General features: G+C 70.4%; 19 protein-coding genes and 3 pseudogenes. 11 read left to right on the top strand and 11 right to left on the bottom strand.

Going from position 1 to position 20,750, the window contains the following annotated elements; genetic code table 11:
- Positions 1 to 26: 26 nt before the first annotated feature.
- Together ACSU6L_RS41305 and ACSU6L_RS41300 are read right to left on the bottom strand one after the other, a co-directional pair.
- Complete coding sequence (locus tag ACSU6L_RS41305) at positions 27 to 356, bottom strand: metal-sensitive transcriptional regulator (RefSeq protein WP_437065477.1); 330 nt, start codon at positions 354 to 356, stop codon at positions 27 to 29.
- Positions 353 to 3,163: a heavy metal translocating P-type ATPase gene (locus tag ACSU6L_RS41300; RefSeq protein WP_437065476.1), complete on the bottom strand. Its 2,811-nt coding sequence runs from the start codon at positions 3,161 to 3,163 to the stop codon at positions 353 to 355. Before ACSU6L_RS41300 ends, ACSU6L_RS41305 begins: the two co-directional genes overlap by 4 nt.
- A gap of 131 nt (positions 3,164 to 3,294) precedes the next feature.
- On the opposite strand from ACSU6L_RS41300, the gene ACSU6L_RS41295 reads away from it, so the two are divergent.
- From ACSU6L_RS41295 to ACSU6L_RS41280, 4 genes and pseudogenes are all read left to right on the top strand, one after another.
- The gene (locus ACSU6L_RS41295) at positions 3,295 to 3,633 is read left to right on the top strand and encodes an SHOCT domain-containing protein (protein ID WP_437065495.1); all 339 of its coding nucleotides are present in this window, start codon (positions 3,295 to 3,297) and stop codon (positions 3,631 to 3,633) included.
- A 59-nt stretch (positions 3,634 to 3,692) separates the two neighbouring features.
- Complete coding sequence (locus tag ACSU6L_RS41290) at positions 3,693 to 3,932, top strand: DUF2933 domain-containing protein (protein WP_437065475.1); 240 nt, start codon at positions 3,693 to 3,695, stop codon at positions 3,930 to 3,932.
- A 43-nt stretch (positions 3,933 to 3,975) separates the two neighbouring features.
- On the top strand, positions 3,976 to 4,350 hold the full coding sequence (locus ACSU6L_RS41285) for a hypothetical protein (RefSeq protein WP_437065474.1): 375 nt from the start codon (positions 3,976 to 3,978) through the stop codon (positions 4,348 to 4,350).
- Positions 4,351 to 5,548: 1,198 nt separating this feature from the next.
- Positions 5,549 to 5,880, top strand: a pseudogene (locus tag ACSU6L_RS41280) (cation:proton antiporter domain-containing protein); the annotation flags it as partial.
- Between the two features lie 49 nt (positions 5,881 to 5,929).
- On the opposite strand, the gene ACSU6L_RS41275 reads toward ACSU6L_RS41280, so the two are convergent.
- The gene (locus ACSU6L_RS41275; RefSeq protein WP_437065473.1) at positions 5,930 to 6,229 is read right to left on the bottom strand and encodes a DUF6506 family protein; all 300 of its coding nucleotides are present in this window, start codon (positions 6,227 to 6,229) and stop codon (positions 5,930 to 5,932) included.
- Positions 6,230 to 6,431: 202 nt separating this feature from the next.
- A complete protein-coding gene (locus ACSU6L_RS41270) occupies positions 6,432 to 7,409 on the bottom strand; it encodes a helix-turn-helix domain-containing protein (RefSeq protein WP_437065471.1) in 978 nt (325 codons plus the stop codon).
- An 85-nt stretch (positions 7,410 to 7,494) separates the two neighbouring features.
- Here ACSU6L_RS41270 and ACSU6L_RS41265 point away from each other — a divergent pair, with 85 nt between their 5' ends.
- Both ACSU6L_RS41265 and ACSU6L_RS41260 read left to right on the top strand, forming a co-directional pair.
- A complete protein-coding gene (locus ACSU6L_RS41265; RefSeq protein ID WP_437065470.1) occupies positions 7,495 to 8,115 on the top strand; it encodes an isochorismatase family protein in 621 nt (206 codons plus the stop codon).
- A 550-nt stretch (positions 8,116 to 8,665) separates the two neighbouring features.
- Positions 8,666 to 8,983: a hypothetical protein gene (locus ACSU6L_RS41260; RefSeq protein ID WP_437065468.1), complete on the top strand. Its 318-nt coding sequence runs from the start codon at positions 8,666 to 8,668 to the stop codon at positions 8,981 to 8,983.
- Here ACSU6L_RS41260 and ACSU6L_RS41255 read toward each other — a convergent pair.
- On the bottom strand, positions 8,967 to 10,334 hold the full coding sequence (locus tag ACSU6L_RS41255; RefSeq protein WP_437065467.1) for a phenylacetate--CoA ligase family protein: 1,368 nt from the start codon (positions 10,332 to 10,334) through the stop codon (positions 8,967 to 8,969). The two genes, ACSU6L_RS41260 and ACSU6L_RS41255, sit on opposite strands and share 17 nt — an antisense overlap.
- On the bottom strand, positions 10,331 to 10,627 hold the full coding sequence (locus ACSU6L_RS41250; protein WP_437065465.1) for a hypothetical protein: 297 nt from the start codon (positions 10,625 to 10,627) through the stop codon (positions 10,331 to 10,333). Before ACSU6L_RS41250 ends, ACSU6L_RS41255 begins: the two co-directional genes overlap by 4 nt.
- Before the next feature lie 448 nt (positions 10,628 to 11,075).
- On the opposite strand from ACSU6L_RS41250, the pseudogene ACSU6L_RS41245 reads away from it, so the two are divergent.
- A pseudogene (locus ACSU6L_RS41245) lies at positions 11,076 to 12,158 on the top strand (MFS transporter); the annotation flags it as partial.
- 247 nt (positions 12,159 to 12,405) lie between these two features.
- On the opposite strand, the gene ACSU6L_RS41240 reads toward ACSU6L_RS41245, so the two are convergent.
- From ACSU6L_RS41240 to ACSU6L_RS41220, 5 genes and pseudogenes are all read right to left on the bottom strand, one after another.
- Entirely contained in the window at positions 12,406 to 12,675 is a 270-nt protein-coding gene (locus tag ACSU6L_RS41240) for a hypothetical protein (protein ID WP_437065463.1), read from the bottom strand.
- 23 nt (positions 12,676 to 12,698) lie between these two features.
- Positions 12,699 to 12,800 (bottom strand): annotated as a pseudogene (locus ACSU6L_RS41235) (IS607 family transposase); the annotation flags it as partial.
- Complete coding sequence (locus ACSU6L_RS41230; protein WP_437065462.1) at positions 12,797 to 13,348, bottom strand: low molecular weight phosphatase family protein; 552 nt, start codon at positions 13,346 to 13,348, stop codon at positions 12,797 to 12,799. The pseudogene ACSU6L_RS41235 and the gene ACSU6L_RS41230, both read right to left, overlap by 4 nt.
- Before the next feature lie 14 nt (positions 13,349 to 13,362).
- Complete coding sequence (locus tag ACSU6L_RS41225) at positions 13,363 to 14,829, bottom strand: polysaccharide biosynthesis tyrosine autokinase (RefSeq protein ID WP_437065461.1); 1,467 nt, start codon at positions 14,827 to 14,829, stop codon at positions 13,363 to 13,365.
- Positions 14,830 to 15,391: 562 nt separating this feature from the next.
- Positions 15,392 to 15,901, bottom strand: coding sequence for a hypothetical protein (locus ACSU6L_RS41220; RefSeq protein WP_437065459.1), 510 nt, complete (start codon positions 15,899 to 15,901; stop codon positions 15,392 to 15,394).
- A 282-nt stretch (positions 15,902 to 16,183) separates the two neighbouring features.
- Here ACSU6L_RS41220 and ACSU6L_RS41215 point away from each other — a divergent pair, with 282 nt between their 5' ends.
- The 4 genes from ACSU6L_RS41215 (at position 16,184) to ACSU6L_RS41200 (ending at position 20,447) form a co-directional block, all read left to right on the top strand.
- Positions 16,184 to 17,074, top strand: a complete 891-nt coding sequence (locus ACSU6L_RS41215) for a glutaminyl-peptide cyclotransferase (RefSeq protein WP_437065493.1) — start codon at positions 16,184 to 16,186, stop codon at positions 17,072 to 17,074.
- A 157-nt stretch (positions 17,075 to 17,231) separates the two neighbouring features.
- Positions 17,232 to 18,365 (top strand): glycosyltransferase family 4 protein, encoded by a 1,134-nt coding sequence (locus tag ACSU6L_RS41210; protein WP_437065457.1) that lies wholly within the window; start codon positions 17,232 to 17,234, stop codon positions 18,363 to 18,365.
- A gap of 43 nt (positions 18,366 to 18,408) precedes the next feature.
- The gene (locus tag ACSU6L_RS41205) at positions 18,409 to 19,260 is read left to right on the top strand and encodes an FkbM family methyltransferase (protein WP_437065456.1); all 852 of its coding nucleotides are present in this window, start codon (positions 18,409 to 18,411) and stop codon (positions 19,258 to 19,260) included.
- A gap of 185 nt (positions 19,261 to 19,445) precedes the next feature.
- Positions 19,446 to 20,447, top strand: coding sequence for an NAD-dependent epimerase/dehydratase family protein (locus tag ACSU6L_RS41200; RefSeq protein WP_437065454.1), 1,002 nt, complete (start codon positions 19,446 to 19,448; stop codon positions 20,445 to 20,447).
- Positions 20,448 to 20,750: the final 303 nt, after the last annotated feature.

The following is a 20,750-nucleotide window of genomic DNA, read 5'->3' as shown; positions in this document are numbered from 1 at the left end:
CTGCGTCTTTGAGCTCGTGAAGGCGTTCACAACCGCAGCGTGCGGCGCAGCGCGAGGGCGAGTTCCTCGAGCTTGGCTTCGCCCACGGCGTCGTCGGTTCGGACGGCATCGTGGACACAGTGCCGGATGTGGTCGTCGAGCAGGCCGACGGCGACCTCCTGCAGGGCGCGGGTGACGGCGCTGATCTGGGTGAGGATGTCGAGGCAGTACCGGTCCTCTCCCACCATGCGGGTGATCCCCCGTGCCTGGCCTTCCACCTTGTGCAACCGGGTCAGGTGGTCGTCCTTGTGGTCGGTGTAGCCCGATGGCGGACCACCTGGCGGCGACGGCGGGGTGTGAGCGGTGGCCGTGGTCATCGGCTCTCGCCTCCTTCCGGGGGCCTGCTCCCCGCCGATGCGAGGTAGTGGTCCGGGTGGGCGTCGAAGGCGGCTGCGCAGCGCGCGGAGCAGAAGAAGTAGCTGCCGTGGTCGGTGTCGCGCCGTTCGGCGGCAGTTGACGGGTTCAGGCGCATGCCGCACACCGGATCGACCGCACTGTCCTTGGCACCGGGCTGTGGCTCTTCGCCCACGGCGGACTCGGGCTGGTGGTGTTCGTGTGCTGCGGCAGCGGTGGGGGCCGGGGTGCGGTCGGCTGCGGATTCCACCTGGGGTTCGACTGGCTCTGTGGTGGCGGCCGGCAGCGGGCTGGTGTGCCAGCGGCGCAGACGGAAGGCGTTGGTGACCACGGACAGGGAAGACAGCGCCATGGCGGCGGCGGCGATGATCGGGCTGAGGCGGATGCCCCACAGCGGGTAGAGGGCACCGGCGGCGAGCGGCACGCCGACGGCGTTGTAGATCAGGGCGAAGAACAGGTTCTGCTTGATGTTGCGCATCGTGGCGCGCGAGAGCCGGATGGCGGTGACGACGCCGGTCAGGGAGCCGGAGATGAGGGTGATGTCGGCGGCCTCGATGGCGACGTCGGTGCCGGTGCCGATGGCCAGGCCGACGTCGGCGGCGGCAAGGGCGGGGGCGTCGTTGATGCCGTCACCGACCATGCCCACGGTGCGGCCCTCGGCCTGCAGTCGGCGGATCTCGTCGGCCTTGTGCTCGGGCAGGACCTCGGCCAGGACACGCGGTACGCCTACCTGGGCGGCGATGGCGGCGGCGGTGCGGGCGTTGTCGCCGGTGATGATGACCGTCTGCAGGCCGAGCCGGTGCAGGGCGGCGATGGCCTGGACCGAGTCGTCCTTGACGGTGTCGGCGACGGCCAGAACACCCGCAGGCCGGCCGTCGACGGCGGCCAGGACCGGAGTCTTGCCCTCGGCGGAGAAGCTGGCGGCGACCTCGGTGAGGGCGCCGGTGTCGATGTCGGCATCGGCGAGCAGCCGGGCGGTACCGACGAAGACCGTGTGGCCGTCGACGGTGGCCTTCACGCCCTTGCCGGTGACCGAGTCGAAGCCACTCGCCGCAGGCGGGGCCAGGGCGCGCTCCCGCGCCCCGGCGACGATCGCGCCCGCGAGCGGGTGCTCGCTGTCCGCCTCGGCCGCCGCCACCAGGGCCAGCAGCTCCTCGTCCTGGAAGCCGTCGGCGGTGTGCATGCCGGTGAGGACGGGCTTTCCCGCGGTCACGGTGCCGGTCTTGTCCAGCACGATCGTGTCCAGCTTGTGGGCCGTCTCCAGCGCCTCGGCGGAGCGGATGAGGATGCCTGCCTGGGCTCCCTTGCCGGTGCCGACCATGACCGACAGCGGTGTGGCCAGGCCGAGCGCGCACGGGCAGGCGATGATCAGCACCGCGACCGCGGAGACCAGAGCCAGGGTGAGCGCGGGGGCGGGCCCGACGGTGTACCAGATCGCGAACGCGGCGACGGCGACGGCGATGACGGCCGGGACGAAGTATGCGGACACCGCGTCGGCCAGCCGCTGGATCGGTGCCTTCGACGCCTGCGCCTGCTGCACCAGGCGGATGATCTGGGCCAGCATCGTGTCGGCCCCGACCTTGCTCGCCCGCACCCGCAGGGAACCGGTGGTGTTGACGGTGGCGCCGATGACCGTGTCCCCGGTGTGTTTCGTCACCGGCATCGGCTCACCGGTGACCATCGACTCGTCCACCGCCGAGGACCCGGACAGCACGACCGAGTCGACCGGGACCTTCTCCCCGGGCCGGATCACCACCTCGTCGCCGACCGCGACGTCCTCGACCGCGATCTCCGCCTCGGTGCCGTCGCGGATCACGCGGGCGGTGCGGGCCTGGAGGCCCAGCAGGGAGCGGATGGCCTCGCCGGTGCCGGCCTTGGCGCGGGCCTCCAGCAGGCGGCCGAGCAGAATGAGGGTGAGGATCACCCCGACCGCTTCGAAGTACACCTCCCGTACGTCCTCCGGCAGCAGGGCGGGGGCGAGGGTGACCAGCAGGCTGTAGCCGTAGGCGGCCGTCGTCCCCAGGGTGATCAGGGAGTTCATGTCGGCGCTGCGGTGCTTCAGGGTCAGCCAGCCGGTGGAGTGGATGGGCCAGCCGGTGTAGAACATCACCGGGGTGATCAGCGCAAGCTGCACCCAGTGGTTCAGCAACCAGCCCGGCACCCAGTCCGCGCCGAACAGCTCATGGGCCATGACGGCGAAGAGCACCGGCAGCGTGAGCACCGCGCCGACGACGACCCGGCGGGTCAGATCGGAGATCTCCGCGCGCCGCTCGGCGGCCTCGGCCGCCTCCGCCTCGGCTCCACTGCCTTCGCCCAGCCGCTCCCCGTCGGCGGGGGAGGCCGCCTCGCCCGGGCCTTCGCCGCCCGGCGCGGCCTCGGCGGCGCTGGGGCGGTCTGCGGGTTCGACCAGCAGGGTGCCGTGGATCATGTTCATCCCGCAGGCGAAGCCGAAGGAGCCCGCATGTTCCGGGCTGACCCGTACGGTGGTGCGGGCATGGGCCGGCAGGCCAGCGCTGACCCGCAGGTCGGGGAAGACGACCCGGTTGGTGCACTCCCCGCTCTCCTGCCGGTCGAAGACCAGCTCCACCGGTACCCCTTGGCGGACCTTGATGACGTTGGGGCTGTAGCCACCCCGCACGGTCACCTCGACCCGCTGCACCCCGCCCTCCAGCTGCGCGGTGCGGGCCTTGCGAGGGCCGAAGAAGAACCAGCCCAGCCCTCCGATCAGGACCGCGGCCAGGATCACGACCACGACATCGGCGACACCCATGGCAGATCGCCCTCCTTGCGTGTGCGCTCCCTTCCAGCGTCCCTCGCTCCTACCCGTACCAGGTAGGGGCGGAACGGCCCACCAGTGAGGGACCACATGGCCCTGCACCGTGCGGCTGGGACCGGGTGACCATGATGGTGAACGACCAGGCGGGCAGCGGGGCTCGCAGCCCCGCCGTCCGGGTCACCGGGGAGGCGAACGTGATGATGTTCTGGTTCGACCACGACGTCAGCGGCTGGGGCTTGTCCGCGATGTCGGCCGGCATGAGCGCGTTCCGGGCTCTGATCATCGCCGCCGCCGTCCTGCTCTTCCGGACCCTGAGCCGCACCACCGAGCCCACCCGCAGCCCCGCCGCGCCCTCGCCCGAGCAGCTGCTCGTTGAGCGGTTCGCCCCCGGCGACATCGACGAGGAGGACTACCGGCGGCGCCTGGATGCGCTGCCCGCCTCCGGTCCACCCGCCATCCATTGACCCCCGGCCGACTCGACTGCGCGCGGCCGGACCGGCTGTCTCGGGAAGAAGGCGCCGTGATGAACAACAACAGGAACTACGGTCTGTACGCGATCGCCATCGCCATCGCCTTCGTCGGCGCGCTGGCACTCGGCGTGCCCCTGGGCACGCTCGCCCTCCTGGCCGTCGTCGCCGCCTGCCCGCTGATGATGTTCTTCATGATGCGCGGCACGCACGGCGGCGACGACCGGCCCATGGACGACCGCGACCCGATGCGCAAGCACGACCACCGCCAGCACCCCGGATCCGGCCGACCCTGACCGGGCCGGCCCCCTGCCATAACGGCATGGCGAGGTGAACGCCATGAGCGCGCTGACAGCCATCCTGACCGGCGCACCGATCCAGGCCGTGATCGCCTACGAACTCGCGCGCCTGATCACGCCCGACGAGAGCCGCTTCCCGCCCCTGGCACGCCTTAAGAAAAGGCGGGCGGTCCTGGAGGACGCTGAACGGTGGTGCGTCGGCCTGCGCCTGCACGACCGGATCGACCAGGCCGCCTACCGGCACCGGCTGAGCACTCTCGCGCACGGCCGGCGCCGGCCCCTCTCCGAGCTGTTCGATGCAGGTCGCCGTGCGTCCCGTGCACGGTGGCCGGCCGTGCCGCACTCGCAGATGAGGCGCTCCGGACTGGCAGCGGTGGAAGTGCTGCCGGGGGTGGGGCGGCACTCCGGTTCGTGATCGCTCGCCCTTGAACGACCGGAGTGCAGCCCCGGCTATTGGCTGCGGACGGTGCTCCGCAGGACTCCGTACGGCGTGCGTGCGGGCTCCGCGCCGTACGCGCGGTTGCGGCCTCAGTGAGGAAGGCTCCGGTCCCGGACCCACTGGATCTGGTCGAGGACCCACGTGCGACGAGCGTCGTCAATGTGCGCCTGGTGACTGCCGTCGGCGGAGTCGTGGAGGTGATGGGCGCGTGCGGCGTCATCGCCACGGCCGTGACCGCGGTCATCGCCGTCGAATCGGCTCAGAGCTGGCGCACGTCCCTGGCGGGGGACGGCGGGGGTGGGCGGGTCGGTGAGCGTGCCGTCGTCGCGTGCGACCCCGCCGCCCGCCTCCGCGACCGCCGGAGTTCGCCATCCATCACGACAGCGAGCACTGAGGTGAACAGCCGCCGACCTGCAGCGAGTGGGCACCCTCCACACCGCCGGCCCTCGACGCGCGGTGGCCCCGAAGGCGGCACAGGACATTGGGGACGGCCCTTTTCTCTTGTTCACGGGGATGCGGTTGCGGCTCAACTTCCGTGCAGCGGTTCCGGTTCCAACAGCACGTGACCTCAGTGTGGAGCTTGTTTTGCTCTCCTGGCAGGCTTGGGCACTGGATGGCGACAGTGGGTGCGGTTCGAACGGGAGAAGTATCGAGATGCTCGTCGTTTTCAGGTGTCGGTCGTGCGGTGCTCCCTTGTCGAATCCGCTGGAGCAGTGCGAGTGGAAGCCGCTGCCGTCAGTGAAGGGTAGAGAGCACTACACGTACGGTCCGTCGACAGTGCGGGTGGGTTCCTTCTCCCGTGACCCGGATCCGTACAGTCCTGCCGATTCGGCTGCCACCTGGGTGATCAACCCGCTGGACGGTGTGCTGCTGCGGCCCCATGTGGACCCGGCTCGGCTTTACGGGTGTTGCAGACTGGACGGACTCAACGGGCCGAACTTGTTGTGCGCCCGATGCAATAGCGAGGTTGGCGTCGAGATCTCCGATTGCTGGACCGAGTACGACATCCGATTGCTGCGCTCAGCTGTGTCGGACAGCCCTCAACACGTACCGACGACTCTCGACATCAGCACGACGGCAGGACACGTTTCCGCGGAACCCGGAAGCCTGCGCGGTCGAACATCTGGCGCTTGAGCGTCTCGCGGTCGATGCCGGCGGCCAGGGTGTGGGGACTGGCCTGCCGCTGTTCCTCACGGTGGGCGTCATCGCCGGCGCGGACGTGGTCGGTTCGGAGTTCGACGACGCCCAGCCGACCGGGCGTTGGGTTCCGCCGCCCTGGCGGTGATCCTCGTCGAAGGCGGCCTGAGCACCCACTGGAGCGTCGTACGGCGCCTCCTCGTCCCCGCCGGGGTGCTCGCCGGCGCGAGCGTGGCCGTCTCCGTCGTGGTGACTGCCACAGGCGCGCACTGGCTGCTGGTCACGGACTGGCATCTGGCCCTGCTGCTCGGCGCGATCGTCTCCGCTGCCGCTGCCGTCTTCGCCGTCCTGCGCTCGCTGCCGCTGCCTGGATGCCGCAGTCACCGATCCGGAGAGCAGGAGTCGGCGCAAGCGCCCGTCAGGAGAAGATCGCGTGCAACTGATCGACCGCTTCGGGCCCATAGCCAACGGCGCCGACGGGGACCGCGCCGTCGATCGCCTCGATGACACGCCCGGCCCATACCGGGCCGAACCCCCCGCACAGTTCGATCAGTTGCACGCCTTCGCTCACCAGGCGGCGGGCGGCCTCGATGCCTTCCTCAGGCTTCTCCACCCCGACGAAGACACTGCGGCACGTACCCGTGTCCACGACGCTGACATCGCCACCTGCCGCGCTGCCGTCCGCCGTGTAGATGAACCCCCAGTGCGTGAGTGCCATTTGTACAGACCTCCTGTGATCGTCAGAGCCACCAGCCAAGCAGAGTCGGGGCGGGCATGCCCCGGATCCGAGATGATCTGTGAGTGATCCGCGCCGCACTCCGCGTGCCCGCACCGTCCGAGCACTCCAACGCCCGGCCACACCCGCGCACCACTCGCCGGACAAGCCCGGGCGTGTCCGCAAAAGTCCCGCCTGGCATCCCCTAAGACGCCGCGCACAGCGAGTGACCGAGCCCCGATCGCTGGTAGAAGACCTCGCGACCGCTGCGCTGTCTTGTGACCAGACCGCTTTCGCAGAGCACCTTGAGATGCTGGCTGATCGCGCCCGGTGCCATGGAGAGTCGACGTGCCAGGATGCTGGTGGTCGCCGCTTCGCCGAGCGCGACCAGGATCCGGGCGCGGGTGCGGCCGATGAGAGCGCTGAGCGCGTCCGCGGTGGGGACGACCCCCTGCGACCAGACCGTGCCGACACCGGGGGCGGGGTACACCAGACTCGGTTGATACGGCTCGGCCATCACGGGCGTGTCCGGCCAGTGGAAGACGCTCGGTATGAGGATCATGCCGTCGCCGTCGAGGGGGCCGCTGCGCCGCCAGCCGTGGGTACGCACACGTAGACGGCCCGCCCTCCAGGTGATGTTCGGATGCAGGTCATTGAACATCGCGCCGGCGCCGTCGCGGGCCAGTTGCCGGGAGCGGCGCAGCACCTCCGATTCGAACAGTCCCCGGATCTGCGGCCAGAACGCCTCCAGCGCAGTCTCCCAGTACAGGCGCAGCTCGGCGGCGGCTCGAGCCACACCCGCGGCCGGGTCGGCGAGGAACTCCCGCACGGGAGGGGTGCCGGCGCCCGGCACCCTCGCGGCCTCCCGGGCCGCCTCGTCCGGATCCGCCGCGGCGACCCGCTCCAGTTCGGCCCCGACGTCCGGCAACGGCTGGGTCGGCGGCGGAGTCAGGAAGTCGGCAATGTAGGGGCCGAGTGGAACCAGCGCGAACAGCAACCGCAGATCCAGTCCGGCAAGCCGGGGGCGGACGGTACGGATCCACGGCAGGTGAAGCGTGTGGCGACCGGGGTCCTGCAGCGTGCGCAGGCTCGCCACCGCCTCACCCACGGGTGAGAAGGCGAACCTCAGCCGTGCGAGGTCAGCGGAGGTGAAGTCGAACTCGGCGAACGAGGATTCAGCCACAGATGAAACATTTACGGATCGAGGGGTCTCTGGTCAAACATCGTCCCAGGTCATCCACTACCACCACACACCCAAGGAAACGGCCATGACGAACCCATTCCACGAGCCCCTCACCGCGGACAACGCCGCCCTCCTCCTGGTGGACCACCAGATCGGGCTGTTCACCGGCGTACGCGACATCAGCGTAGGTGAGCTCACGCACAACGTCACCTGCCTGGCCAAGGCGGCCCTGCGCCTGAACCTCCCCGTCGTCGTCACGACCACGGCGGCCGACAGCATGTGGGGCCCCCTCATCCCCGAACTGCGGGCCGCACTGCCGGAAGAGCTCGAGATCATCGACCGGAGCACCGTGAACGCCTGGCACGACGACCGGGTCCGCAGTGCGATCCGGGCGACCGGGCGGGACAAGATCCTCATCGCCGGAGTCTCTCTCGAAGTCTGTGCGGCGTTCCCCGCCATCGCCGCGGCCGCCGAGGGCTACGGAGCGTACGTCGCCGTCGACGCCTCCGGCACCTTCTCCACGACCAAGCGGGAAACCGGCCTGCTGCGGCTCCAGCAGGCGGGCGTGATCGTGAGCGACTACGCCAGCCTCGCTGTCGAGATACTCGCCGACAACGCGCATCCCCTCGCGCGGGACCTGTACGCCGACCTGGACATGCCGTTCGCCACGCTCGTCGGACAACTCGCGGCCGCCCACGGCCGCTAAGCGGTCCTGGCGAAGGCGTTGGATACGGCAGTGGGTGTCAGGTAGGTGGCGACGCCGAGGAAGGCTTCGTGGATGTCGTCGCCTCACTCCCAGCGGATGTGTGAGCGGCGGAAGCCGTGCAGGGCCGATGTCCCGCTGCCAGGGCAGCCGCCGGAACTGGTCGTGGTCACAGCCGAGGTCGGCGAGCGAGGATGTCGGCGCAGGAGTCGTCGTTCCAGCAGCCCCAGGCCCCGACGAGACCCTGCAGGGCGGTGGTTGCGGCGGATCCGCTTCACATGCGGGAGGTCCGGGGCGCGGCGGTGTGTCGATCGGCGTGGAGCTTCCCGTGCCGGGGGCGAGGCGGTCCGCGGCGCGAGCGGACGGGCGGTATCCCGCGGACCAGCTACGTCGCGGTGCTGGAGCGCGCCAGGACAGACCTGCTGGCGGCCCTGCCTCCGACCGAAGTGCCGGGCGCCGACGTCACCCAGCGCCTGGACACACCTTCCTGGCCGAGGTCGGGGGCGCGTTCGAGCGTCATCCGCACGGGCTGCGGCTGCTGCTGGGGCTGGGCATGGTGCAGCAGGACGCCAGTGCGGCGGCCGTGGCCGAGGTGCGTCAGTACCGCGACGCGCTGGTGGTCTGGGCACGGGAATCGGTGAGCGCCGTCTTCGGGTTGCGTGACCGCCCGGAGACAGCGGACGAGTTGGCGCGCTTCACGCTCAGGACGGCGAGCGGAACAGCCGTGGCCCGCTGGTTCGATCCGGGGATCGCCCTGGAGACGGGGCCGTTGCGTGTGGCGTTGCTGGCACTGGCCGCTCACCACGGCGTTCCGGTACGGGGCGTCCCCGGCGAGGACGCCCCGTCGCATGGCGTCACGAACAGGGAATGACGACCCGGTACTTGCCGCCCGGCGACTGCTCGGGTGGCTCGTGGGCGCGCTCGACGCCGACCCGGTCCGCCCCGTGGGCGCCGAGGAGGGCGGTCAACTCCTTCAGCACCGCCATCCACAGCTGGTCCCGATCGGCTCCGGCGGTGGACCGGATCCTCACCCTGAGGGTGGTGGGCGACGTCTGGACGATCTGGAACAGCTCGATGTCCGGGATGCTCTCCAGGAGGGTTTCGAAGACCATGGGCACGATCCGGACGATGCCGCCGCCCCGGCGCGGGAAGGACAGCAGGTCCGCCGCGCGGCCGCGAACCTTGATCGCGGGGAGCGGGTCTCCGCACGGGCACGCGTCCGGGCGCAGCAGGACCCTGTCGCCGAGGTCGTAGCGCAGGATCGGCTGCGCCCATCGGCACAGGCTGGTCAGGAGCACGGTGAAGGACTCCTGCCCCAGCGGGGTGGGGCGGTGGTCGGCGTCGACGGGTTCCAGTATCAGCCAGTCGCTGTGGACGTGGAGCCATCCGAACGCGCAGCCGTAGGCCAGGGCCAGGCTCTCGTTGCAGCCGTAGGTGTTGACCACGTGCGCCCGGAACGCGGAGCGGATCCGCTGGTGGTCCCGGTCACCGAGACCCTCAGCGATCAGCGACACCACGGCCGGAGCGATGCTGAGGCGGCCGGCCAGCTGCTCAGCGGCGAGCAGCGAGAGGACCGTGGCGTAGCCGCTCAGGAACACCGGTCGGTACCGGTTCAGTTGCTCCACCAGATCGGGCAGCGGGCTGTGCGCCGACAGCACCCGGCTGCCCCGGGCGTGCAGGCGGCCGGCTGCGCGGGAGCGGGCGAGGACGGCATAAGCGGCCAGATGGCCGCTGGTGGCGACGATGTGCACCGACCGCTCGCGGTGGGCGAGCATCCGGGCCGTCGCCGAAGCGGTGAGCGTGCGCCGGGCGGCCCGCAGCGACAGGGCCCTGGCCACCGCCGCCGCCCGGTCGTCGAGCAGGAACACGCCGCGGTGTCCGGTGGTTCCGGACGTGGTGGTGACCAGGTACCTGTCCAGGAAGCGCCGGCCTACCCGGTCACGGTCGGCGACGAAGGCACGTACGCGGTCGAGCGTCACCTCCGGGTCGGTGACCCAGTCGTCGAAGCGGGCCATCAGGGTTTCCTTGCGCGTGACCGGCAGTAGGGTCAGGTCCTCGATGCGTTCCGGCAGGGTCCGGTACAGCTCACGGTAGTACGGGGAGTGAGCGCGGGCGAAGCCGGCCATCGCGGCCAGACGTTCCCGCTGACGGTTCGCCAGGGCGTCCGGGCCCTGCCGCAAGGTGCGGCGCCCGTCCCAGGCCAGGGCCCACGTCGACGTCACCGTACCGCTCCTCGGGGAGTGAGGGAGGGGGACCAGAACGCGCAGTGGTGGTCGGCCGCGAAGCCGGTGGTGGGTGAGACCCGGTCCGGTGCCAGCTCCTGGATGCGGTCCTCGGCGGCCGTGTAGCGCGGCCAGGTGGGAGTCCCGGGCCCCCCGTTGGGGTCGCCGGTGGGGGTGTCGACGGTGAACCTCGCCGGCAAGGCCGTGGCGAGGGGGGAGGCACCGGCGGCGGGATGCGCCGCAGTGACAAGGAGAGCGGCGGCGACCGCTGTCGGGACGGTTCTGACCTTCATGCGGTGCACCCTTCTCGCAAGGCGTCTGGGTGTGCCGGGACTCGGCTGCTGCGAGGACTTCGTGTGGTGGACGATGTGCGGCTCGTGCGAGGAACGCGCGCGGCGTGGGCCGACGTGCCTGTGCTCCGTGAGACCGCCGCCGTGGTCTGGATCGAGCGTTCCATTCAGAGGGTCGTGTGTCCACGACCGATGGGGAGAATGGCCGAATGGAGGCGGCGTGGCTGTACGGAGCGGAAGCTCCTCGAACGCCATGGGGGGCCGGCACGACGACGGCCGAGGCGGTTGCCGTCCGCTGAGGTGGCGACAGGTCCACCGGCGCGGCCACCGACGGGCCGGCGGGCCGGCCCGTCGGTGGCGCTCGGTCCCATGAGCGAGCCGGTCGTGGCGGCTGGACGCCCCCCGAGTGGGCGCACACCCTGGGCACCAGTGCCGCCTACGGTTACAGCCTGCTCGTCACCTGCTGATGATGCTCTTCGCACACGATCCGAAGGAACTGGGCAAGGCCATGGCCCTCTACGGCGCCGCAGCCCCCGCGGGTGGCACGGCCGGCGTGTTCCTCGGCGGAGTGTTCACCGAGTGGCTGAGCTGGCCGTGGATCTTCATCGTCTACGTCCCGATCGGCGTCGCCACTCTCGCGGCCACCAAGCTGCTGCCCGCCGTCGGCGGCCGTCACGGTGCCGTCGACGTGCTCGGAGCGGCCGCAGTCACCGCCGGCCTGGCGCTCGCCGTCTTCGCCATCGTCCGTGCGCCCGAGGCGGGTCGGACCTCGAGCGGTACCGTGCTTCAGCTGATCGCTGCCGCCGCGCTGCTCGTCCTCTTCTTCGTCACCCAGAAGACGGTGCGCCAGCCGCTGATGTCTCTCGGCATCTGGCCTGTCCCGCGCCTGGGTTCGGCCAACCTGGCGATGACGCTGCTCGGTGCCGCGTGGATCCCCATGTGGTACTTCCTCAACCTGTACCTCCAGCAGGTCCTCGGCTACGGGGCATTCGCGTCCGGTGCCGCGCTGCTGCCGATGACCGGCCTGCTGATGATCTTCATGACGGCGATCACGGCCAGGCTGATGGCGAGGTTCGGCGCCAAGCCGCTGATCGGAGGCGGTCTGCTGGTCCTCGCGGCCGGGCTGCTGTGGCTGTCCGCCGTCGAGCCCACGGGCACCTTCGCGGTCGACGTCCTGCCGGCCTCGCTGGTCGCGGCGCTCGGCATGTCCCTCGCGTACATCCCGGCGATGATGGCCGCGATGTCCGGGGCCCCGCAGGAGCAGGCGGGTCTGGCGTCCGGCATCGTCAACACCACCTACCAGGTGGGATCGGCGCTGGGACTCTCGGCGCTGACCGCGGTTGCCACGTCGCAGGGCGCGGGCCGGCTGGGCAACCTGCCCGCGCTGACGGACGGCTTCAGCGCGGCGTTCATCTGGGCCGCCGCCATCGCCGCGCTCGGCGGGCTGATCACCCTGCTGGTGATGCGCGGCGATGAGGTCGCCACGCCGTCCGGCGCCGATCCGGTGGCGACCGACGAGCGGGTGCGCGCATAACCGCCCATCCGGTGTGTGAACGCGTACGGCACGACGAGATCATGGGACCGTCCGCTGTCCGGCTTCGGCGCCGGGCAGCGGATGTCTTTTCTGCAGGCCGTCTTGCCACTGGGGAGATCAGCGGCCGGGCCGCCGAAGCAAAGACACCCCCAGGCCACGGCGCGGTGCCGGCTCAGCCGACCGAAGCCCTGCTCAATCGCCTACCGCGGTTGAACGGAAGGCCTTCGGCCACCAGCCGCTACATGTCCTATCGGTCGCGATCAGCCCGGGGCAGACGGTAGGTGAATTCTTTGCCGCCTCGTTCCGGGGCGGCCGCGCGCTCGCGGCGCAGGGCCCCGGCTTCGACCAGGCGCTTGAGCCGGTTGTCGGCCTCGGGCAACGAGATGCCGAGCACCTCAGCCGGCTGGGCGGCTCGGAAGTCGTGCAGGCGGCGCGCTTCGTCGTGAGTACCGGCCAGGATGCTCTTCACTGGATAGGTGAGCGGCGTTTCGCGTTTCTGCGGTTTCGTTTCATTCATTGAAGTACAGCGCGGATGCGTGGCCCGACCCGCTGAGACGCTACCGGCAGCGTCCCCTCACGGAACCAGCGATACGCGGTCTGCGGATGCGCGCCCTGCGTCTTCGCCCATTCCGTGAGATTCACGCTCTCACAACCAGCAGCCGGGTCAGCCCGCTCACCGCCGCGTCGATCTCGCGGGCACAGCCGTGGAGCGCCTGGCGGGGCAGGCCCCGGGGGTCCGCTACGTCGTCCTCGGCCGCCGGGACCGGGGTGGTGGCACCTCGGCGGGCCGCCGCGGCCGCCACCACACCTTCAAAGCTTCCCGTGCTCCCCGGTTTCTCCTTGTGCCCCGTCTTGTCGGCCGTCCCGGCGGCGAGACGCAGGAACTCCTTCAGAGTGAAGCAGCGCCGCATCGCCGACGGTGCAAGGCGCACGGCCGCCTCCCGGTGCTCGCGCGCGAGCCCGAGGACGAGTGTCGCCCCCGCGACCAGCTGTGCGGTGAGCGGACGGGAGGCGAACCCGCGGCCGTCACCGCCCAGTTCTTCCAGTACCACCCTGGTGGCGGCGTCCATTCCGGAGTGGAGCCAGGCTTGCGTGCCGGCGCTCTCCGACCGCACTGCCGAGCCGGGCGGAAGCCGGGCGATCAGCAGCCGCTCGGCGAGCACCGAGCGGTGCACGTTTCCCGTACACACGAACAGGATCCGCGTCATTGCTCGCTCGCGTCGGGCGTCCCCTTGGTGGGGATCGCCTCCTTCTGGGCTAGCGACACACGCGGAGCGGGCAGTTCGCCGTACCCCGAGTAGGAGCCGTAGCAGTCGCCCTTGGGGACCCGAGCCATGTTGAAGACCGTGCCGAGGACCCGGACACCGACGCGGTCCAGCGACTCCATGGAGGCGCGGACCTGGTCCCGTCGGGTTACCGTGGCGCGGACGACGAGCAGCGCGCCGTGGGCCAGTGGGGAGAGTCCGACCGTGTCGGCGACCGGCAGCAGCGGGGCGCTGTCGACGATCACGACCTCGTGGGTGCTCGCCAGCTCGCGCAGCACCTCTCTCATACGCGTCGAGGCGAGCAGCTCCGTGGGGTTGGGCGGTACGGGGCCGCTGGCCAGCACCGACAGTCCCTCACCGAACTGCTGCATCACGTCCTCAAGGCAGACCTGCCCGATGAGCACCGTAGTCAGACCGGCGTCCTGGACGAGCCCGAGGGTCGCAGCCACACACGGACGGCGCAGATCCGCATCGACCAGGCACGTGGAGACGCCTGCCTCGGCGAGCGACAGGGCAAGGTTCATCGCGGTGTTCGTCTTGCCCTCGCCGGGCATCGAACTCGTCACCACGATGATCTTGGGCTGGTCGTCGACTTGCGAGAACTGCAGGTTGGTACGCAGCTTGCGGAAGGCCTCGGCACGCTTCGAGTGCCCGTCGATGCTGACGAGAGGGTCCTGGGAGGCGTTCCTGTCGTACGGGATGCTGGCCAGCCCCGGCAGCGAGGTGAACTCGCCCAGCGCCTCCGAGGACTTGAACGTGGTGTCGAGGGTCTCGCGCAGTACGACGAGCCCCATGCCCAGCAGCAGGCCGGCCAGGGCGCCTACGCCCAGGTTCAGCAGCGGGCGGGGAGAAACCGGGGCGGTGGGGGCGACGGCATCCTGGGTGACGCCCAGGGAGACGGGTGAGGCCGGTGGGGGATGCGGCGCCGCGATGCTCTTCTCCAGCGGTCGCTCCTCTGCCGGGAGCCCGGGTGTCTCCAGTCGTTCGACGACCGTGCTGAACCGCTTCGCCACCGCGTTGGCGATACGGGCCGCGCGCTCGGGCTCGGTGTCCCGCACGAAGATGTCGATGAGCACCGTGTTGAGCGGGGCCCGCGCGGTGATCCTGGACGCCAGTTCCTCCGGCGTGGTCTGCAGTTGCAGAGCCCGCACCACCTGCTCGGTCACCTGGCGGGTGTTCACGATGGACGCGTACGACTGCACCCTCGCCTGGGAGAAGCTCTGTCCCTGGTTGAGCTGGGTGGTGTCCTCGCTGGTGCGGGTGGCGACGAAGAGCTGGGTCCTGGCCTCGTAGACCGGGGTGCTCAGCAGCGTCGAGGCGAGTGCCGCCCCGATCGCTAGAGCGAGGCAGGCCACGACGGTCGGCCGACGTCTGGCAAGCGCCTTCAGGAATCCGTGGAGATCCAAGCTGCACCTCTTGTAGGACCGCGGGAAACATCCCGAAACAGGTCGGTATGACCCCTATGCACGCAGCTGACCATAGGCAGTCCGGCGCGTCACCCGGCGTAGCCGCCCCGGTGTCGCCCGCCAAACGACCCTGACGACGCAAACCTGCGTCGCTTCGCTGCGCGGAGCAGCGGTGTGATTCGTCGAGGTATGCCCACTCCACCATCCGGCGGCTTCTGAACAGAGTCTGGTTAGCCAAGGAGCGTATGTTCAATTTATTCCGTGTATCCGGTTCTTTGGGAGCTTTGGCAGCTGACATCGCAGCCTGACCCCGACTGAAGCAGGGAGAGTGGAGAAAATGACGACAGCGCCGAGATGGCAGGCTGCTCTGGCAACGGCAGCATCGACTGCCGTGCTCGTAGCCGCACCGCTGGTGGGGGCACAACCCAGCTATGCGCAGCCCTACCCTCCCCCGCCCCCGGGCCTCGCCCTGTCCACAACTACCGTGCCCGCCGGAGGAACCCTGAGTTTCGCGGGCTCGGGTTTCGCCCCCAATCAGGCACCGGTCACCGCGTCGCTGCTCTCACGCGAGATCATCCTGGGCACGTTCAGGGCCAACTCGGCGGGCGTTGTCACCGGAACGGTGACCATCCCGGCGTACGTCAAGCCGGGGCCCCACACCTTCAAGCTGAGCGCCCGCAATCCCGACCTGACGCTCTCTGCCCGCATCACGGTGGAGTCTTCGGACGAGGAGCCGCCGGACCACGGCGGCGACCACGGCGGCGACCACGGCGGCGACCAGGGCGGCGACCACGGCGGCGACCACGGCGGCGACCACGGCGGCGACCACGGCGGCGACCACGGCGGCGACCACGGCGGCGACCAGGGCGGCGACCACGGCGGCGACCACGGCGGCGACCAGGGCGGCGACCACGGCGGTGACCAGGGTGGTGACCACGGCGGTGACCACGGTCGAGGCGACGGTGACTACGGCGGCAACCACGGCGGTGACCACGGCGGTGACCGCGGTCGAGGCGACGGTGACTACGGCGGTGACCAGGGAGGCGACCACGGTCGAGGCGACGGTGACCACGGTGCTTCCCTCGCGGACACGGGCGGAGGCAAGGCTCTGGCGCTGAGCGCCGCCGGGGTGGGGCTGGTCGTGGTGGGCGGTGGCACGATGCTGGCCGTTCGCCGTCGCCGCAGTTCATGACGGAGCAACGCATCCGCAGGGCGCCGAAAGGTCGTACTGCCGACGGCCGTGAATTCGTCCGCGGACCTGTACTCCGCCGCGGGCCCCACACGTGGGCCCGCGCGTCGGCACCCCTCGGTGATGCGCTACGAGCCCGGCCCGGCGGTCACGGTGCCTGAGCGCATGCGCCGCCGAGGGCCGGCCGTCCTCGCGGGTGTGCTGCTGCTCGCGTTGAGCACCGCCGCGACCTCGACCACGGCGGGACCTCCCGACTCCGAGGCGGCAGCCGGAATCCGGGCCGCGGGAGTGCGGGAGGACGCCGATCCTGTTATCGAACAACTGCGGGTCGACGTGATGGAGTCCTTTCCCCACGATCCGCAGGCGTTCACTCAAGGCCTGGAAATCGCCGGTGGCACCCTCTACGAAAGCACCGGCCTGTTCGGCAGATCCTCGGTGCGCGCAGGATCCCTGGGCGCACAGCCCAGGGTCCGGGCGGCACTGCCCGCTCTCTTGTTCGGTGAGGGGATCACCGTACTCGGCCGGACCCTGTGGCAGCTCACCTGGCAGAACCGCATCGCCATCGAGCGCGACGCCAGTACTCTCAGGGAGCTGCGCAGAGTCGCCTATCCGGACGACGGCTGGGGGGTGTGCCACCAGCGCGCTCGGGACCGGCTGGTGACCAGCGACGGCTCGGCACGGCTGACATTCCGGGACCGCCGGACGCTTGCGAGGACGGGGCAGGTCACCGTGACCGAGAACGGGCGAGCGGTTGAACACCTGAACGAACTGGAGTGTGTCGGCGGCGTCGTGTACGCCAACGTGCTCTTCACCGACCGGATCGTGCGCATCGATCCCATGAGCGGTGCTGTGACAGCGAGCATCGACGCCTCGGGGTTGCTGCGCGACGGCGAACGCGTCCCCGGATCCGCGCTGAACGGTGTCGCGGCCATTCCCGGAACCGACCAGTTCCTGGTCACGGGGAAGCTCTGGCCCCGGATGTTTCGCGTGGTGTTCGTCCCGGCCGGGCGTGCCGGCGGTTCGGGGGGATCGCCCCGGACGCCGGACGGCCGGTGAGGCTGCCGCAGACATCTCCGTCCGCGCGCCCTTCAGGTACCGCCGCTCGTCCTTTCCGGTGACGACCGGCGAGGCGAGGAAGCGGGAGCGGGAATCCGCCGTGATCCTTCGGGGATGTCAGCTGTCGGTCCGTCAGCCGAGGTGAGGCAACGCAGCGATGCACATCGTGCGAGTGAGCTACCGGGTCCCTCCTGCGCGGGGCGGGATGGAACGTCATGTCGAATGCCTTACGCGTCATCAGGTCGAGGGCGGGAACCAGGTGACGCTCTCGTTCCGCCACGGCGCGATGGCCCCGGCCGGAGCCACGCGGCTGGCCCTGCGGAGGACCGCGCGGTCGCGGATGCTGGCGCCGGTGTCCGACCGGCTCGCGTTCTCGGCAGAAACGGCTGCGGCGGTCAGGGCGCTGTCCGTGGGCTCCGTGCGGCGCGCGGTCGACCTGGTGCATCTGCACGGCGACCACATCGAGGCGGCCTGGCTGGGGCCCGCCTGCCGACGTCTGGGCGTTCCGCTGTTCCTGACGGTGCATGCGGCGCTCGCCGACCGGCACCAGTGGCTCGCCCGGCAGGCCTTCCGCTTCGTGGAGGCGTTCATCGCCCTGGGGTCGGCGGCCGCTGCGGACCTTGTGGCGCGCGGCGTGGATCGCGGACGCATCCTCACCATGTCCAGCGGCCTGGAACTGTCCGCCATACCGTTCCCCGTCGACACCGGAGCCCGCGAGCGAGGCCTGATCGTCAGCGTCGGTGCTTTGGACCCGATGAAGAACCATGCTCTGCTCATCGAGGCGTTCCACGAACTGGCGAGCAGTCGACCGGGGACGCGCCTCGTCATCGCGGGCGAGGGGCCGGAGCGTGAACGCCTCAGCCGGCTCGCGGCGGCGGGTCCGGGCGTCGAACTGATCGGACCCCTGCCCCGGCAGGATGTCTACGACCTTGTCCGGCGGGCCGAAGTGTTCGTGCTCGCCTCACGCAGGCTCCCCGGAAAGGGCGAGGGTGTGCCCACGGCAGCGTTGGAGGCGCTGGCGCTCGGCACGCCCGTCGTGGTCTCCTCGGACGCCCTGCTCGATCCCGTGGTGACCGTCCGTGAGGCCTATCGGATTTTTCCGTCCGGGTCGAAGGCGGGCCTGGTGAACGCCCTGGCAACCGTGCTCGATGACGAGACGAGCCGTCACCGGATGAGTGAACTCGGGCTGCGCGCGGCCGCGGAACTGGACTGGTCCCGGGTCGCCCAGCGCGTCGAGGAGTGGTATCGGGCGTCGCTGGGGCAGCGGCGCTCACTCGCAGAGGGTCGCTGAAAAGGAGCAGGCGTTGCCGACAACAATTCATGGCATGGCCAGAATGGTCTGGGAGCACCCCGCCAATCGCGGCCGCCGGACCCGGGCCTTCGCCGCCATGGCGGGATGGCAGGCCTGGAAGCGACTGGTTGGGCGGCCAGTGAACCTGGCCGTGTACGGCGACATGTTGTTCCGCGCCTATCCCGACAGCAGGCAGCCGGGTCGCTTCGTGTACTTCGGGGGGCTTCCCGACTATGAAGAGATGACCTTCATGCAGCGGTATCTGCGTCCCGGGGACGGTTTCGTCGACGGCGGCGCCAACGAGGGGATGTTCACCCTGCTCGCCGCAAAGCTCGTCGGTCCCGGCGGAGCCGTGCACTCCTTCGAGGCCGTGCCTGCGTTCGCCCAGCGGCTGCGGGACAACGTCGGCGTGAATGCCCTCGACTGCGTGACGGTCCATGAGATGGCGATCGGCGCCGAGCAGGGTACGGTGCCGTTCGTCGTCAGGGGTGAGGGCTCACGTATCCGGACGGATGCCGACGGTGGCAGCACCCTGCGGGTGAGGCTCGGCCGCCTCGACGACACGCTGCCCGAGCGTCCCTTCGCCATGGGCAAGCTCGACGTCGAGGGCACGGAACACCTCGCTCTCCGCGGTGCGGGCCGCCTCGTCGCCCAGGGTGAGCCGGCGGTGTGGATGCTCGAACTCGTCGACAAGTTCCTCCGTCGTTTCGGTTCCACGGTGCGCGACGTCCGCGAGTGGCTCGGTGACCACGGTTACGACGTGCTGCTCTACGACCCGCACCGCAACGGCTTTGTCTCAGCGCCGGATCCGCTGCGTCCGGGCCAGCCCGATGTGCTGGCCGTATGCCGGCAGCGGCGGCGGGAAGTGGAGGCGCGGCTCGCCGACGCGGTCTGACGCGGACGGGAACGCGAGGCCGTTGCCGACGCTCGGTTCCCTCCTGCGGGCCCAATCGCGGAGGTCCTCAGAATGTCTGAGCCGAAAATATCGCCCAATTCGGTAAGAATGTGGCGTTTGGTTCACATGGCGGTCCGTGACTTCGCTGATGCGGCGCGGGCCGTGCCGACGGAAGGGGATCCGTGATGAGTGCGGCGCACTGCGTCGAACGCGCTGTTGTGACCGGGGCGGCGGGCTTCGTCGGCTCTCACCTCGTAGAAGCCCTGCTGCAACGCGGGACCACCGTTCTCGGCGTCGACCGGCGCTCACCCCGAGACAACTCCATGGCGGCGGAGAACCTCGCGAGCGCGCTGGACCACCCGTGCTTTCGGCTGGTCCAGGGCGATCTCGTCACGGACGAGATCAAGCCCTGGGTCGACGGCGCGGACGCTGTCTTCCATCTCGCCGCCATCCCGGGTGTCCGGCCGTCATGGGGGGACGGTTTCGGCGAGTACGTCGCGTGCAACGTGCTCGCGACGCAGCGCCTGATGGACGCGTGCGTGTCCGCCGGCGTCCGCCGCGTTGTCCTCGCCTCATCCTCCAGCGTGTACGGGGACGCCGTGGGCAGGGGACCCCTGCACGAGGGGTGTCTCACCGCGCCTCTGTCCCCTTACGGGGTGACCAAGCTCGCGGCCGAACGTCTCGCTCTCGCCTACGCGCTCGCTCCGGCAAGCCCCACCAGTGTGGTCGCGCTGCGCTACTTCACGGTGTACGGCCCCCGGCAGCGACCGGACATGGCCATCGGCCGGATGCTGCGCGCGGTCCTCACCGGGCAGCCGCTGCGGCTCTACGGGGACGGCCGCCAGCGCCGGGACTTCACCTACGTCACGGACGCCGTCGCGGCCACCATCGCGGCGGCGAGCGCGGAGGCGACCGCCGAAGCGCTCAACGTCGGTGGCGGGGACAGCGTCTCCGTGCTCGACGTGCTGAGCCGCATCGCCGAGATCACCGGCGCCGAAGTTCCCGTGCATGACGACCGTCACCAGCCGGGTGATGTGCAGGTGACCGAAGCCGACCTCACGAAGGCTCGTGAGCTGCTCGGCTACGAACCCTCGGTCTCGCTGAGCGAGGGTATCGAGCGCCAGTGGAGATGGCTGTCCACCTATCACGGCGGCCGCACTCCCCACCCGGCTGTTGTGACGGCGTGACGCGGCAAGAGGTGAGCGGCTGCGCGTCTTCCTCCGTGTCGCCGGGCACGGCGAGACCCTGGACGTCGCCCTCGACCCCCGCTGGGGCTTCGAGCGGATCCACTCGCTCGAGCCGCGAAACCCTGCCGACGCATCCTGGAGGGCTTCCGGGACCCGGGTGCGCGTCGTGCCGACCCCCGACAAGTTCCAGCTGGGCGGCGGGCTGGTGCGGTCGGAGACCATCGACCTCGTGGGGGCCACGGACTGGCTGTTGGGAAGCACGCCGGCCGACGACGAGATCTACCTCAAGCTCCACTGCGAGGG

Origin of the sequence: Streptomyces sp. enrichment culture, assembly GCF_964272855.1 — a bacterium.
Classification (GTDB): Bacteria; Actinomycetota; Actinomycetes; order Streptomycetales; family Streptomycetaceae; genus Streptomyces.
The sequence above is the reverse complement of the archived record's forward strand: the minus strand, read 5'-3'. Positions and strand labels throughout refer to the sequence as shown.